General features: G+C 34.4%; 16 protein-coding genes. 14 read left to right on the top strand and 2 right to left on the bottom strand.

Annotation, left to right across the window (positions count from 1 at the left end):
• Positions 1 to 58 precede the first annotated feature (58 nt).
• The 5 genes from DSQ20_RS02645 to DSQ20_RS02665 all read left to right on the top strand — a co-directional run bounded on the left by DSQ20_RS02645 (position 59) and on the right by DSQ20_RS02665 (position 5724).
• Positions 59 to 511 carry a PRC-barrel domain-containing protein gene (locus tag DSQ20_RS02645; RefSeq protein ID WP_179365927.1) on the top strand — a complete coding sequence of 151 codons (453 nt, stop codon included), beginning with the start codon at positions 59 to 61 and terminating at the stop codon, positions 509 to 511.
• A gap of 201 nt (positions 512 to 712) precedes the next feature.
• Positions 713 to 1708 (top strand): ATP-binding cassette domain-containing protein, encoded by a 996-nt coding sequence (locus DSQ20_RS02650; protein ID WP_179365928.1) that lies wholly within the window; start codon positions 713 to 715, stop codon positions 1706 to 1708.
• Complete coding sequence (locus DSQ20_RS02655; protein WP_179365929.1) at positions 1705 to 2490, top strand: ABC transporter permease; 786 nt, start codon at positions 1705 to 1707, stop codon at positions 2488 to 2490. The genes DSQ20_RS02650 and DSQ20_RS02655 overlap by 4 nt, the downstream gene beginning before the upstream one ends.
• A gap of 125 nt (positions 2491 to 2615) precedes the next feature.
• Positions 2616 to 3881, top strand: a complete 1266-nt coding sequence (pstS, locus tag DSQ20_RS02660; RefSeq protein ID WP_179365930.1) for a phosphate ABC transporter substrate-binding protein PstS — start codon at positions 2616 to 2618, stop codon at positions 3879 to 3881.
• A gap of 262 nt (positions 3882 to 4143) precedes the next feature.
• A complete protein-coding gene (locus DSQ20_RS02665) occupies positions 4144 to 5724 on the top strand; it encodes a hypothetical protein (RefSeq protein ID WP_179365931.1) in 1581 nt (526 codons plus the stop codon).
• 47 nt (positions 5725 to 5771) lie between these two features.
• Here DSQ20_RS02665 and DSQ20_RS02670 read toward each other — a convergent pair whose 3' ends face one another.
• Positions 5772 to 6809, bottom strand: a complete 1038-nt coding sequence (locus tag DSQ20_RS02670) for a phosphate uptake regulator PhoU (RefSeq protein ID WP_179365932.1) — start codon at positions 6807 to 6809, stop codon at positions 5772 to 5774.
• 132 nt (positions 6810 to 6941) lie between these two features.
• Here DSQ20_RS02670 and pstC point away from each other — a divergent pair, with 132 nt between their 5' ends.
• From pstC to DSQ20_RS02700, 6 genes are all read left to right on the top strand, one after another.
• Entirely contained in the window at positions 6942 to 7898 is a 957-nt protein-coding gene (gene pstC / locus DSQ20_RS02675; protein WP_255458306.1) for a phosphate ABC transporter permease subunit PstC, read from the top strand.
• Positions 7895 to 8821 (top strand): phosphate ABC transporter permease PstA, encoded by a 927-nt coding sequence (pstA, locus tag DSQ20_RS02680; RefSeq protein WP_179365934.1) that lies wholly within the window; start codon positions 7895 to 7897, stop codon positions 8819 to 8821. The genes pstC and pstA overlap by 4 nt, the downstream gene beginning before the upstream one ends.
• Entirely contained in the window at positions 8818 to 9651 is an 834-nt protein-coding gene (pstB, locus tag DSQ20_RS02685) for a phosphate ABC transporter ATP-binding protein PstB (RefSeq protein WP_218841293.1), read from the top strand. Before pstA ends, pstB begins: the two co-directional genes overlap by 4 nt.
• On the top strand, positions 9652 to 10317 hold the full coding sequence (locus DSQ20_RS02690) for a PhoU domain-containing protein (protein ID WP_179365935.1): 666 nt from the start codon (positions 9652 to 9654) through the stop codon (positions 10315 to 10317).
• Between the two features lie 116 nt (positions 10318 to 10433).
• Positions 10434 to 11063: a DUF47 domain-containing protein gene (locus DSQ20_RS02695; RefSeq protein ID WP_179365936.1), complete on the top strand. Its 630-nt coding sequence runs from the start codon at positions 10434 to 10436 to the stop codon at positions 11061 to 11063.
• 7 nt (positions 11064 to 11070) lie between these two features.
• Positions 11071 to 12060 (top strand): inorganic phosphate transporter, encoded by a 990-nt coding sequence (locus DSQ20_RS02700; protein WP_179365937.1) that lies wholly within the window; start codon positions 11071 to 11073, stop codon positions 12058 to 12060.
• A gap of 94 nt (positions 12061 to 12154) precedes the next feature.
• Here DSQ20_RS02700 and DSQ20_RS02705 read toward each other — a convergent pair whose 3' ends face one another.
• Positions 12155 to 12529, bottom strand: a complete 375-nt coding sequence (locus DSQ20_RS02705; RefSeq protein ID WP_007549896.1) for a helix-turn-helix domain-containing protein — start codon at positions 12527 to 12529, stop codon at positions 12155 to 12157.
• Between the two features lie 63 nt (positions 12530 to 12592).
• Here DSQ20_RS02705 and arsM point away from each other — a divergent pair, with 63 nt between their 5' ends.
• The 3 genes from arsM to DSQ20_RS02720 are packed head-to-tail and all read left to right on the top strand — an operon-like array spanning position 12593 to position 14432.
• Entirely contained in the window at positions 12593 to 13351 is a 759-nt protein-coding gene (gene arsM, locus DSQ20_RS02710; RefSeq protein WP_179365938.1) for an arsenite methyltransferase, read from the top strand.
• Between the two features lie 8 nt (positions 13352 to 13359).
• The gene (locus tag DSQ20_RS02715) at positions 13360 to 13761 is read left to right on the top strand and encodes a low molecular weight phosphatase family protein (RefSeq protein ID WP_179365939.1); all 402 of its coding nucleotides are present in this window, start codon (positions 13360 to 13362) and stop codon (positions 13759 to 13761) included.
• Positions 13762 to 13766: 5 nt separating this feature from the next.
• The gene (locus tag DSQ20_RS02720) at positions 13767 to 14432 is read left to right on the top strand and encodes an MIP/aquaporin family protein (RefSeq protein WP_179365940.1); all 666 of its coding nucleotides are present in this window, start codon (positions 13767 to 13769) and stop codon (positions 14430 to 14432) included.
• Positions 14433 to 14450 lie beyond the last annotated feature (18 nt).

Consider the following 14450-nt stretch of genomic DNA (forward strand, 5'->3'; position numbering starts at 1 on the left):
CTCATTGCTAGAAAATTATGATATTTGGTATGATAAGCAAATCTGACTACAGTAACTCATGTCAGTTAAACTCGAAGATATGCCTGAAAATACCGCCACAGCAGATGACTTTGTTGGGAAAAAAGTCATAGACAGAGAAGGAATTTCTTATGGTAAAGTCAAACATATTCACATTAATCAAAAAACCCTAATTGTATCCGGAGTTACCATTCATCAAGGATTTAACAAAGACTATTTCCTTGGTGCTGATTACATTGACAAATTTACAGAGGAAACTTTGTTGCTTGGTAGACCTCCAATTAGAACTGGAATTCCTGTAGTTGACATTGATGGTCACAAAATAGGCAAAGTAAAACGATTACACAAAAACCCAGATACTCATGAACTAGAGTCTATTGAAATTGGAGATGGCCTATTACATTCAAAAATAATCTCTAAATCTGAAATTTGGGGAATTGGCGAAAAACTTATTCTTAAAGTAACAAAAGAAGGATACAAAAAACTAGAATAATTTATTTTAAGAATTCTTAGTTTATGGTTTTTTATTGCAATTAAGACAAATAGGAATTCCTTTATCCAATGTAATCTCAACATTTGATGTGTGACACTTTTGACAGAGCCCTTTCATGTTGTGACTGACTAAAATGACCTTTAAATTTTTTGTGAGATTATTAACACTTAACAATTTATAATTGCAATAATCGATCAGAACATGTACTCAGTAGAGACTAGATCTCTTTCAAAAACTTTTGGTCCTGTAAAAGCTGTAAATGATATCTCTTTTGCAGTTGAATCCGGTGAAATATTTGGATTTCTTGGTCCTAACGGTGCAGGTAAAAGTACTACAATTATGATACTTACCACGTTACTCAAACCAACATCTGGCCAAGCTCTTGTTTCTGGGTTTGATGTAATGACACATGCAAAGCAAGTTCGTCAAAGTATAGGATATGTACAACAAGAATCTACTGTTGATGAATATCTATCAGGAAGAGAAAACTTACTCTTACAAGCAAGACTCAATCACATCCCAAAAGATCAAATCAATAAAAGAATCGATGAAATTTTGGAATTAATTGAATTAACTGATAAGCAAAATGACTCTGTAGTTACTTATTCTGGTGGCATGAGAAAGAGATTGGATATTGCAGGTGGATTGCTACATCATCCCAAAGTTTTGTTTTTAGACGAGCCTACGGTGGGCTTGGATATTCAAACACGTAGAAAGATTTGGGAGTACATAAAAAAAATACACAAAGAATTTGAGATGACTATTTTTCTTACAACTCACTACATGGAAGAAGCTGATCAGCTATGTGACAGAATTGGAATCATTGATCATGGGCAGATTCAAATCATTGATACTCCAGAAAATATGAAAAATGCAATGGGTAATGAAGTGATCTCTTTAAAATTTGAAAGCAAAAACCCTGATGATTTTTTATCACAACTACATAAAATTGAATATGTTAAAAAAATAAACAAAGATAATGACAAGTTAACAATTTTTACATCAAACGGAACACAAGTAATTCCTGAAATTTTTAAAATCTCATCCACACTTGAAATTAAAATTATTTCCATTTCGTTGACTCAGCCAACTTTGGATGATGTCTTTATTTCTTACACCGGTCGGGAAATGAGAGATGATGATGCAGGATTTAATCGAAAACGTGAACATGCAAAGATGAAGAGGTTACGTGCATGAATTCTCTGATGTATGATACCTATACTGTATTTTGGAGAGAGATGAAAAGATACAAAAAATCTCGCAGTGGAGTTTTGATTCGATTAATTCAACCTGCAATCTGGATTATTGTAATTGGTAATACTTTTTCTGGAACTCAACCCTTGATTCAATCTGTTGGGTTTGAAGGAGAATACATTGAATTTATGGCGCCAGGTGTGATAATACTTACTGCAATCTTTACTAGTATTTTTGGCGGAGTAAACACCTTGTGGGATAGACGATATGGATTTATGAACAAGGCATTAACATCTCCAATTTCACGTTCCTCTATTGCATTGGGAAAAATGTCTGCAATCTCTTTAATCTCTGCAATGCAATCTAGTCTAATTATAGGAATTGCTTTGGCAATCGGTGTAAGTTTTCCAAATCCGTTGATGATTGCACCAATTATGGCAATTGTAATATTGTTTTCTCTTGGTTTTTCTGGAATTTCTGTTATCGTTGCAGCCACTGCAAAGTCTCAGGAGACTTTTTGGGGAGTGATTAATTTTCTTGGGATGCCATTATTCATGTTGAGTCCAGCACTATTTCCTCTTGAATTACTACCTGATTGGTTGGCAACCATAGCAAAATTCAATCCTGTGACCTATACCGTTTTGCTTGTTCGAGAGATGATGACTGGAGTTTCAGAAGGAGGAATTTCTGCATTCTTGAGTATTGGAGTAATTGCTGTGTTTGTTTTAGTGATGATTGGTCTGGCAAGCTATGTCTTTACAAGAGAAGTCAACAAACCATTTTAAAAAATACCACTTATTTTCTAATTTTGCGATCAAAATATAATCTTCTATATAGTCCATAGAGTGATATTGTTTTTTCGTAATCTATTATTGTTATTGCTAAATAAATTACAAAATACATTGATTCAATGATAACAAAGATAACATCATTGCTAATGATCGCAACTATAGTTGCTATCGTAGCACCACTAGACGCAAACGCCATGTCTGGACCTTCTCCCCCTGATTCAAAATATGTGTATAACATCAACGGGGCTGGTGCCACATTTCCTTTCCCACTGATTGATTTATGGAGAGTCGAATACAACAATGATTTTTCCAATGTAAATCTAAACTATCAATCAATTGGAAGCGGTGGTGGAGTAAAACAACACATCGAGAAGACTGTAAATTTTGCAGCATCTGATGCGCCACTAACTGTTAAGGAACAAGGACTAGCTCCTGGTACCATACATATTCCTGAAACTATTGGTGGGGTCACAGTAGCATACAATATTCCTGAAATTCCAAAAAGCGGATTGAAATTAACTGGAAAAGTAATTTCTGGTATCTTTATGGGAGATATCACCAAATGGAATGATCCATTGATTAAAGAACTCAATCCTGAGTTGAATCTTCCTAATCAAGATATTGTAGTGGCACACCGTTCAGATGGTTCTGGAACTACCTTCGTCTTTACTGACTATCTTTCAACTGTTGATCCTAATGGTTGGGGTGAAAAAGTAGGAAAAGGAAAGTCTGTTCCATGGCCAACAGGATTAGCTGCGGCAGGAAACGAAGGTGTAGCAGGAATCATAAAATCCACAAAATACTCTGTAGGCTATGTTGAACTAGCATATGTATTTCAAACTGGAATGACTTTTGCACATGTTCAAAATGGTGACAAAAGTAAATTCGTTGAACCTAGTATTGCTACTATTACTGCAGCAACAGCAGGAATTGCAAAAAAACTTCCAGCTGGAGATGCAGATTGGTCTGCAGTATCTACCGTAAATGCACCTGGTTCTGATGCATATCCAATTTCGAGTTTCACATACCTTCTTGTGTATAAGGACCTACATGAAACATCCAAGAGCAAAGAAGAGGCAAAAGCCATGCTTCACATGATCTATTGGATGATAACTGATGGACAAAAACTTGCACCTACACTACTATACTCTCCACTACCTGAGAATGTTGTAGAATTAGGCAAACAAAGTTTATCGAAGGTAACCTATAACGGCGAAGTTCTCTGGAAATATAACAGTCCTGTCAAAACAACAGAAACAAAAAATTCTGCAATTCCAGACTGGATTCGAAACAATGCAAAATGGTGGGCAGATGGTATGATAACTGATGAGGACTATATCAAAGGACTACAATATCTTATCAAAGAAGGTATTCTCAAAGTCTAAATTTTTTTTCTTTTTTTATTTTGTAACATAAATTTTAATGTGTGCCAAATTTCTTTCAGAAATTTTCATGATTATTTTTGTGTATTGACATGAAGATTTAATTTTATGTTAAACATGATATATCTTAAATTTTATTTTTTTTATATTCTTTTTTCTAAATTTAATTTTTTTCTATATAGTGTTACGAAGACTATCTACTTTTATGTTACATCCGTAGAGAATGATGATCTTGTTTATAGATAGTAAGATAACTGGAAACGTAATGAATACAAATAACGCAATAACGACAACAACTCTTAGTATAGTTGCAATTTTTGCAATTATATCCGTAACAGGATTGAACAATACATTTGCTGAAGAAAGCAGTGGATATAAAATGGCTGATGACATTAGCGCTGTTTTCACATTCACATTCAAAGATGGTGTAGAAATTCATGAATTCCCAGTATTCAATATGGAAGATGATTTTGTGGCAAACACTGGTTCTCCAAGTTTTTCTGTTGAAGGTGTAGTTGGAGATGCCCCTCATTTGCATAAAGCACTTGATGAAGCATTCAAGTACAAACAAAACTCAAGCTATGAATGGAATTACCAATTATTTGAAGTCGATATTGACTTTATAAAAAATGGTGAATCTGTCAGAACCATGTCTTACCATGATTGTTATGTAGGTGAATACAGAGTTAAAACACAAACTGATGCCTATGAGTCATATCTGTCCTCTAGCAGTGGTTTTCCAACCGTTGATGATATTGACTTTAATTGTGGTGGTCTAAATCCAATAAGTAAAACAAACAAAATCACATCGACCAACGGTTATAATGCAACTGAGTATGTAAAAACTCCCTACAAATTTGCTGAGGATGTGCGTACACTCATCACATTTGAGTTTGATCAAGGAATTGAAAAAATAGAATTTCCATACTTTGAGCTAACATCTGGCTTTGCAGAAGAAGACAATAACGTTGTACCTGGATTCTTAGTTGAAGGAACTGTCTCAAAACATCCTCTTCTAAACATTGCAATTGATAATGCTAGAAAGGTATCAGGTTATTCCTCTGGTTCCAACATTGACTTTGAGGCTACAGTGGAATTCACAAAAGGTGATCAAGTTCTTAGAACTTTAGAATACAAAGATTGCCGTGTCATTTCTGCTGAAACACTTACTCGCACAGACAAAGAAGAAGGTTATACTGGAAAGAGTGGATTTGCTATTGTAGACGTGATTGGATTTGAGTGTATTGGCCTAAGTACAGTAAACGACTCGTATGATTCACTTGCTGGAGTTAATTTATGGAATTCTCCCAAGATAGAAAATATTTTACCATCTCATACATATCCTTTAGGTACTGGCCCAAGAGTAATTGCCACATTCACATACGATAACGGTATTGAGGTGATAGACTTTCCAATATTTGATCAAGGCACAGTTAAGCAAACTGCAAATCCTGCATTTCAATTAGAAGGATTAGTTGGAGACTTCCCCATGCTCTACAAACATGTCGATGATAATTTGTCTCTGACAAGTACAACAGGTGCCAATAACTTCATTGATCTATTCAACGTGGATGTGAAATTAGTTGATGGTGAAAAGATAGTTAGAGGTTTCAACTATGTTGACTGTAGGGTAACTGACTATGTTGTTCAGACTCAGCGCGTAGCTGAAGAAAGCTACTTCAAAGGCTTTGCACTGTCTAACACGTTTAACTTTGAATGCCAAGGTTATCATCCAAACAATCCCGTATATGATGCAATGTTTGTTCCAGTTAAAGCAAAAACACCAAATACAAATGATCTAAAACCAACTGATAAGTGGGAAGAAGGATTTTTTGTAAAACCCTAAAATTTTTCTCTTTCTTTTTTATTTTTTAATAAAAATATTTTTGTATATTATTCTTCAGAAATAATGTTGTGAATATTTTCATCGATTGCAACTTCGGCAATATCGCTTGAATATTCCGCAATTCTTCTCAAGTCTTCTAGGACAAATCTGATTATTGTGGAGTTTTTTTCATCCTCTTTGATCTTTGACATTATTTCTTTTTCTTCTTCAATTACTTTGCCCACTTTTTCTGCAACGTTCTCACCTTTTTGAAAATCATGATTCTGAACAGCGGTAATTGCTTCCTCAAAAACCTCTAGTGATTTTTCAGATAATTTTTTAATTTTAGTTATAATTTTTGGATCTATCTTTTCTTCAATGAATTTGATTCTTTTTGCAATTAGACTTGCATGATCTCCAATTCTTTCTATTTTGCTAACTATTGTTCTATATTCAAGACAATTTGAGGGCTTTTTCAATCCCATATCTTGAAGTATGCTTTGATTTTCAACTGCTAACACTAAATTTCGTCTTATGTAGAGTCCGAATCTGTCTACTTCGTCATCCATATTTACAATTCCATCTGCATGCGCAATATCTGTCTCTTCTAATGCTTCTATTGATTCTTTTATCATGTTAGTTGCCATCAAGTACATTCTTTTTAATGCCGTTTCAAATGATAATTCTGGTAATCTAGTTAGAATTTGAACAGTTATTGCACCCGAACTTGATTCGACAATTTCTGTACCTATCATGGATGAATGAACTAATTCTCGTACACTTCTAGAATGTTCTGACGGTATTTTCATTCCTTTTGTTTTTATTTGAATTATTTTATATCCTGCAAGATATGCTGCAATGATTTTTCGTTTAACTGAACCCCCTGAATCTTTTTGATTGGAATTTATGACAGCTATGCCTTGTTCTTTATCTTGTTCTTTTGGAAATAGAGTTAGTGATTGATTTGAATTTTTTATTATGGTTACATTTTCCCCCACTTTAATTTTCAATTCATCTACCCAGTCTTTTGGTAATGATATGATGTATGTTGAACCTCCGCTAAGCTGAATTTTCCTTGTTTGTATTGTATTTTCAATTATTTTCAATCATTTTAACTTCTGAAAATTTCCTAATTACACTATAGTTGATGAACTATATAGAATTATGTTCATCTCGTAAAGTATAGTGATCTCTTAGATATGTAATTTCTACATCGCAATATCGTGGATAATGTAATTTTGAATTTAAAAAAAAGACGCGTAATTTCAGATAAAGTATTCAAAATAGGAGCTACTATTGCAGGAACATATGTCTTGGTGATAGTTGTATTGATCGCGTTTCAGTTAGTGTCTGAATCATATCCTGTATGGGAGGAAGAAGGATTGTCGTTTATCACAAAAACTGATTGGAATGCAGTGGAAGGTAGAGAATCATTTGGTGCACTGCCTTACATTTTGGGTACATTGACTACATCTGCAATTGCAATGATGATCGGTGTTCCACTAAGCATAGGAATTGCAATGTTTATCTCAGACGCTCCTCCTAAAATTGGCGCTCCTTTGGGTTTTTTGGTAGAACTTTTAGCTGCAGTCCCAAGTGTAATTTATGGACTATGGGGATTGTATGTTTTTAGAATTTATTTTCGAGATTGGTTTGAAACTCCATTACATGATGCGTTTGGAGATAATATTTGGTTGTTTTCTGGTAATCCCTATGGATTGGATATTCTAACTGCAAGTGTTATACTTGCAATTATGATAATTCCAACCGTCTCTGCAGTATCTCGAGAGATAATGAAGGCTGTTCCTCAACAACAAAAGGAGGCAGCTTACATGCTTGGTGCAACAAAATGGGAGATGTTCAAACTTGCAATATTTCCATATTCTAAAACTGGATTGATAGGTGCTTCTATTCTAGGTCTAGGCCGGGCTGTAGGTGAAACAATGGCAGTCACAATGCTAATTGGAAATGCAACTGGACTTGGTGCAATTCCATCTTCGTTATTTGGTCCAAGTCAAACCATGTCGAGTATTATTGCAAATGAATTCGTTGAAGCATCACCTGCATCTATTCACATGCCTGCACTAATTGGAATTGGGTTGATTCTTTTGTTAATTGCTATTGTGATTAATGTTGTTGCTCATTTGCTTGTAACAAGAATGTTAAAAATTAAAGAAGGTGCAATTAATAATTGAATGACATTCAAACCCGAAGACAAGAATATCGTTCATTATTCAAACAAAATGTTGCAAAAAGATTACTTGTAGACAAGATTGTCAGAATAATTGTTTTTTCTTGTGTAATAATTGCCATTATCCCATTAGGTAGTATCTTAGTTGAAGTATTCAAAAATGGAATAACTGCAATTAGTATTGAATTTTTAACTGAAACTCCTGGTTCTGCTGGTTCTGGAGAAGGAGGAATAGGACCTGCAATTCAAGGAACTCTGATCATTATTGGATTGTCTAGTTTAATTGGTGTTCCAATAGGTGTGATGTCTGGTATTTTTCTTTCTGAATATGGTGACAACAAGCTTGCAAGATCAATTCAATTCTTTAATGATGTCTTTATGGAATTTCCATCAATCATTCTTGGAATCTTTGCATTTTTGATAATCGTTTTAGTTCTTGGCCACTTCTCAGTTTGGGCTGGAGCATTTGCATTGTCTTTGATAATGTTCCCAATTGTTGCACGAACTACAGAAGAGTCATTGAAGATGGTACCAATGACTTATCGAGAAGCTGGAACTGCATTAGGACTAAAAAAATGGATTATCACATTTAGAATTGTAATCTCCGCTGCAAAGAGCGGCATGATTACTGGAATACTGCTTTCTGTATCTCGAATTGGTGGTGAAACTGCTCCACTAATCATGACAATTCTTGGAAGCAGTCAATTCTTTAGCAGTATGGATACTCCAATGGATGCTTTACCTTTGAGAATATGGCGACTTTCTTTATTGCCTTATGATAGTGCCCAACTTCAGGGATGGGGAGCTGCATTAGTTTTGATTATGATTATACTTGGAATTAATTTGGGAGTCCGATATTATTTTTCAAATAAAAAAAATCTATTCTTTGGTAAATTCATCAAACAGAGGAGAAATGCTATAAAATGACTGCATTGAGTACAAAATCAACTGATATGACAGCATCTAATTTTACTAATATTGATTCAAAATCTATTGAATCAAAATACAAAATGATTGCAGAAAATGTTACAGTAAGTTATGATGGTATAGAAGCAGTGAAAAACGTCACAATGAAATTCAAAGAAAAATCTGTTACAGCATTAATCGGCCCATCTGGTTGTGGAAAAACTACATTTCTTCGGTGTTTAAACAGAATGCACGATATGACAAAAAATGCCAAAGTTACAGGTAAAGTTATGATTGATGATATTGATCTTTATTCAAAAGATATAGATCCAATTTATCATCGAAGAAAAGTTGGAATGGTTTTCCAAAAACCAAATCCGTTTCCAACAATGTCCATTTATGATAATGTAACTGCAGGACTCCGACTAAATGGAGTTCGTGATAAACGAATTCTCAATGAAATTGTTGAGGATTCTTTGAAGATGGCTTATCTATGGGATGAAGTAAAAAATGATCTTAAAAAATCTGCCATTGAATTATCTGGTGGTCAACAACAACGTCTTTGTATTGCTAGAGCACTTGCTATACAACCTGAAGTGTTATTGATGGATGAACCTGCATCCGCACTTGACCCAATCGCCACTCAAAAAATTGAAGAAACAATTACCGAATTAAAAAAAGATTATGCTATAATCATTGTAACTCATAATATGCAACAGGCAATCCGTGTTTCAGATTACACTGGATTCATGTATCTAGGTGACTTGATAGAATTCCGTGAAACAAAGAAATTATTCACAGATCCTAAAGACGAACTAACTGCAAAATATGTACAAGGACATTTTGGTTAAATGACTCGTTTGATAGATCCATCATTGCACAAGTTGTCATTTATCATGTCTGAAATGGGAGATATGGTAATTGAATCCATCTCTTTGGCTATTGATTCGTATCTTACAGGGACAAATACAAAAGATCAGGTTCTCAAATTATCTGATTCTATACGTGTAAAATATTATGAAGTAGAAGATCTCACATTTGATATGCTATTAAAATATCAGCCTGTTGCAGATGACTTTAGACTAATTCGTTCGTCTACAGAAATTTCATACGCATTTTCTAGATTTGGAAGATATGCTTATGATATCACTCTTGTTCGAGATTTGTTTGGTGATGTATCTGAATGCACCAATGCATCACTTGTTGAATCCACAAAAAAAGTAAAACATATGATCAAAGAAGCTGTTTTATCATTTGCTGAATTGGATATTCGAAAAGCTATTGAAATTAGAGAGGATGAAAAATTCATTGATCGAATTTATCGTGAAAGATTGCCAAAACTTATAGAATCTACTAATACTCGATGTGCCCTTGCTGAAGCACTTTTGTTGCGATATTTGGAACGAATTGGCGATCATGCAGTATTCATGAGTGACGCAATTAACTACATTGTTACTGGCAAACACCGTCCAACAGATGAACGAATTGCTTCACATACAAAAACTGAACAAAATTAACGATCATATTTTAATTATTTTTTAATATGTTTAACTCATGAAAATATTTGTAGATCTAAAGTTTTTACTCATTGTCTAGATAACAGTTTTAACATCCATCTCTTTACACTGGATTCATGGGGCACATGTTTTCATGGATAAAATCAAATGATAAAGAAATTTTGTTGATTCTTGATAGTTTAGCTAAAAAAGCAGTTGAAACTGCTGAAGCGCTAGTTGTTTTATTCTCAGATCTTAGTAATATAGAACAACATGCAAAAATCAAACGACTTGAAAATGAAGCCGATGTTCTTACGCGCGATATTTTTTCTGAACTAAATAAAACATTCATCACTCCTCTAGATCGTGAGGATATGCAAAGAATAGCCTCAAAAATAGATGATGTGATTGATTTCATGGATGGAATTTCTGCACGAACCCATAGTTACAAAATCACTACGACCCCTCCATATGCTCTAGAAATGGCAAGAGAGTTAGTCAACGCAACAAAAGAAGTTCAATACATAGTATCAAAATTAAACAATATTAAAAATGCACAAGATATGATATCTCATTGCAGAACAACAAGTACAATTGAGCATACTGTAGATGACTTGTATAGACAATCTATTGAAAAACTTTTTGAGAGCAATGACGCAATTCACATAATTAAATTAAAAGATATTTACGAAACAATGGAAACTGCATCAGATAGATGTGTGGATGTTGCAGATGTTATTGAAGATATAGTTCTAAAATACACTTAGTGATGTTATGTATGAATTAGCAATAGGTGCAATAATAGCAGCATTAATTTTTGATTTTGTAAATGGTTTTAATGATGCTGCTAATTCGGTAGCTACTGTCATTGGTACTAGAGTCTTAAAACCGATTTATGCTGTATTGTTATCTGCGGTAGCTAATTTTGCAGGACCGTTCATTTTTGGAGTTGCAGTAGCTATGACCATCTCCAAGGGAATAATCAATCCCGATGATGTTACAATCTACATGATTCTTGGTGGATTATCTGCAGCCATTACTTGGGGTGCTCTTTGTACTCACTTTGGTTTGCCAATTTCAAACAGTCACTCTTTGATTGGAGGATTGATAGGAGCTGGAATTGCAGGAGTGGGAATTGAAAATTTACTTTTAGATGGAATGACTAAAACATTAACTGGAATTATAGTGTCTCCTTTGGGTGGTATGGCAATTGGATTTCTTTTTGCTGGAATAATTATTGCAGTGTTTGCATCAAAACCTCCTCAAAAAGTAAATTACTCGTTTGGAAAATTACAACTGATATCATCAGCATGGTTTGCATTAACTCATGGTGCAAATGATGGGCAAAAAGTAATGGGTATAATTGTTTTAATTTTATTCTCTGAGGGATTGATAACTGATGTTACAGATGTACCAATATGGGTAATACTTGCGGCTGCATCTGCTATTGCCCTTGGAACATTCTTTGGAGGTTACAAAGTTATCAAGACACTAGGAATGAAAATTGCTAGATTGAGACCTTATCAGGGCTTTGCAGCAGAAACTGGTGGTGGAATTGTATTGGCGATATTTGCATTTTTTGGAATTCCTGCTAGTACAACTCATGCCATTACTGGTTCTATTATGGGTGCAGGTGCAGTTCGTAGAAAACGAGCGGTACGTTGGGGAGTTGGAAAAAGAATTGTATTTGCATGGTTGATTACTATTCCTGGCGCAGCTGCAATTGCATACGTGGTAACAATTGTAATTAACTTTTTTGTCTGATAAATGAAATTTTGAGATGAATGCAATGAAACGGTCTTTCTTGAGTATGAGATGTCATAAAGTGGAACAGATTTTCAAAACAGTTTTTCAAGATTTACTTTGACCATTTTTTCATCCAATTAAGGAGATCAGTAATTGATTCAATTAGTTCTTGTCCCTTTTGCGTTAGTCTGTATTCTACTCGTGGAGGTACTTCCGCAAATGTCTCTCTAGTCAGAATCCCCTCAGAAACAAGTTCAGACAATCTTGTGGATAATGTCTTACTGCTAATTCCTTTAAGGGATTTTTTGAACTGTTTGTGTCTTACTGGCTCAGTTGTACAGCATAGAGGAAATAGAATTTCAAGTGTTGCTCTCTTTGTTATCAGATCTCGTATGGTAGAAGTTTCTTTTAGTAATTTTGATACATCATAACCATCAAATTCACATTTGTTTGCAATTACAGGTAGCTTTTTTCTATTAGTTTCCATGTTTGCACTAACTTCATTAGTTTCTACTTGACAACTTTAATAGTTTACCTAGTAAACCATCATATGGAACAATCAATCAAAGAAGAGATCAAAAAAAGATATTCAAAGATAGCAGTTACTGGAAATACAAATTGTTGTTGTATGCCTGGGGAGTGTAACCCAGGAGATTCTCCAATTGATGCAACAAAATTAATTGGCTATGCACAAAAAGAACTTGAATCAATCCCACAAGAAGCAATTTTGGGAGTTGGATGTGGAGCCCCGTTAAATTATCTTGAACTTAAGGAAGGAGAGACGGTCGTTGATTTGGGTTCAGGTGCAGGAATCGACATATTTTTAGCTGCAAAAAAAGTATCAAATTCAGGCAAAGCCATTGGGATTGATATGACAGATCAGATGCTGAAAAAAGCTAGAGAAAATGCTCTAAATGGAAATTATTCTAATGTAGAATTTAGAAAAGGAGACATTGAGGAAAATATCCCGCTAAACAATAACTCTGTAGATGCTGTGATTAGCAATTGTGTTATCAATCTAACAACAAACAAAACAAATGCGTTCAAGGAAGTTTTTAGAATTCTAAAAAATAACGGGAGAATGGTAATCTCTGATCTAATAACTGATGTAGAGTTATCTCCAAACCAAATAACCTCTGAACAGTGGTGTGAATGTATTGATGGTGCCTTGACTAAAGAAAATTATATCTCGTCAATGAAGCAAGCAGGTTTTGAAACTATTGAGGTGTTGGAAGAAAGAGTATACATGGAAGGAGAGAAAGTAAATGGAAGAAGAATTACAAGTCTAGTGATAAAGGCGATCAAGTAATTTAAAACATGACAAAAAAAATTCTTTTTGTTTGTGTTGAAAATGCTGGAAGAAGCCAAATGGCTGAAGCATTTTTTAAAAAATTCATGCCAAAAGGCTTTGAAGTTATCAGTGCAGGAACAAAGCCTAGTGATAAAGTAAATCCAATTGTTTTGCAAGCAATGAATGAAATTGGTATTGATATGCAAAATCAAACTCCAAAAAAAATCTCACAACAGATAATATCTGAATCTGAAAAAGCTGTAAACATGGGATGTATAGACCAAGAGTCATGTCCTGCGCTATTTCTAAAAGACGTTCTTGATTGGCAAATCCCTGATCCTAAAGGAAAACCAATTGAACAAGTAAGAGAAATTCGTGATCAGATTAAATCAAAGGTGATGGATTTGATCAAATCACTTGAGGAATAGAACTAATGACTTATTCCAACTTGCAAATTTTCATCGTAGAATTAATTGGCACTTTTATTCTTGTTGTATTTGCAACTGGCTCTATTGTGTATGATGTACAAACTGGTGGAACACTTGGAATTGCTTTTGCAGCAGTTGCACCGTTTATCGCATTAATAATTGGGATTTACTGTTTTGGTAAAGTGTCACTAGCTCATTTTAACCCGGCAGTAACAATAGGCTATTACATCACTGGACATATCTCTAAAATTCAGATAGCAATTTATTTTGCAGCTGAGATCATTGGCGCATTACTTGGCTCATTGTTTGTAATGACCTTTATTGGAACAGAAGCAAATCTTGGCGCAAATGCACCTAATCCTGAATTCTCAATGTCTCTGATATTTCCTGTTGAAGTTTTAGCATCTGCTTTGCTTATGGCTGTAATCTTTACTGTAGTTTACACAAAAGGACTACGAGGATTCGGTGGAATAGCAATTGGTGGGATTGTCGGGCTGGATATCTTTTTTTTGGCTTTTATCTCTGGTGCGTCTATGAATCCTGCAAGGGCATTGGCTCCTGCGTTATTTTCTGGAGTGTTTGAAAATTTATGGTTGTACTGGACTGCTCCATATATCGGAACTGTAATTACTGCATTTTTATTTAGAAACAAATTTCGTAACCAAAAATAGCCTTCTAGCCATTATTAC

Origin of the sequence: Nitrosarchaeum sp. AC2, assembly GCF_013407385.1 — an archaeon.
Lineage (GTDB): Archaea > Thermoproteota > Nitrososphaeria > Nitrososphaerales > Nitrosopumilaceae > Nitrosarchaeum > Nitrosarchaeum koreense.

Excerpts from the sequence above, each read along its gene's own strand:
- DSQ20_RS02645 (WP_179365927.1), top strand. The coding sequence starts at position 59 with ATGTCAGTTAAACTCGAAGATATGCCTGAAAATACCGCCACAGCAGAT.
- DSQ20_RS02650 (WP_179365928.1), top strand. The coding sequence starts at position 713 with ATGTACTCAGTAGAGACTAGATCTCTTTCAAAAACTTTTGGTCCTGTA.
- DSQ20_RS02655 (WP_179365929.1), top strand. The coding sequence starts at position 1,705 with ATGAATTCTCTGATGTATGATACCTATACTGTATTTTGGAGAGAGATG.
- pstS (WP_179365930.1), top strand. The coding sequence starts at position 2,616 with ATGATAACAAAGATAACATCATTGCTAATGATCGCAACTATAGTTGCT.
- DSQ20_RS02665 (WP_179365931.1), top strand. The coding sequence starts at position 4,144 with ATGAATACAAATAACGCAATAACGACAACAACTCTTAGTATAGTTGCA.
- pstB (WP_218841293.1), top strand. The coding sequence starts at position 8,818 with ATGACTGCATTGAGTACAAAATCAACTGATATGACAGCATCTAATTTT.
- DSQ20_RS02690 (WP_179365935.1), top strand. The coding sequence starts at position 9,652 with ATGACTCGTTTGATAGATCCATCATTGCACAAGTTGTCATTTATCATG.
- DSQ20_RS02695 (WP_179365936.1), top strand. The coding sequence starts at position 10,434 with ATGGGGCACATGTTTTCATGGATAAAATCAAATGATAAAGAAATTTTG.
- DSQ20_RS02700 (WP_179365937.1), top strand. The coding sequence starts at position 11,071 with ATGTATGAATTAGCAATAGGTGCAATAATAGCAGCATTAATTTTTGAT.
- DSQ20_RS02705 (WP_007549896.1), bottom strand. The coding sequence starts at position 12,529 with ATGGAAACTAATAGAAAAAAGCTACCTGTAATTGCAAACAAATGTGAA.
- arsM (WP_179365938.1), top strand. The coding sequence starts at position 12,593 with ATGGAACAATCAATCAAAGAAGAGATCAAAAAAAGATATTCAAAGATA.
- DSQ20_RS02715 (WP_179365939.1), top strand. The coding sequence starts at position 13,360 with ATGACAAAAAAAATTCTTTTTGTTTGTGTTGAAAATGCTGGAAGAAGC.
- DSQ20_RS02720 (WP_179365940.1), top strand. The coding sequence starts at position 13,767 with ATGACTTATTCCAACTTGCAAATTTTCATCGTAGAATTAATTGGCACT.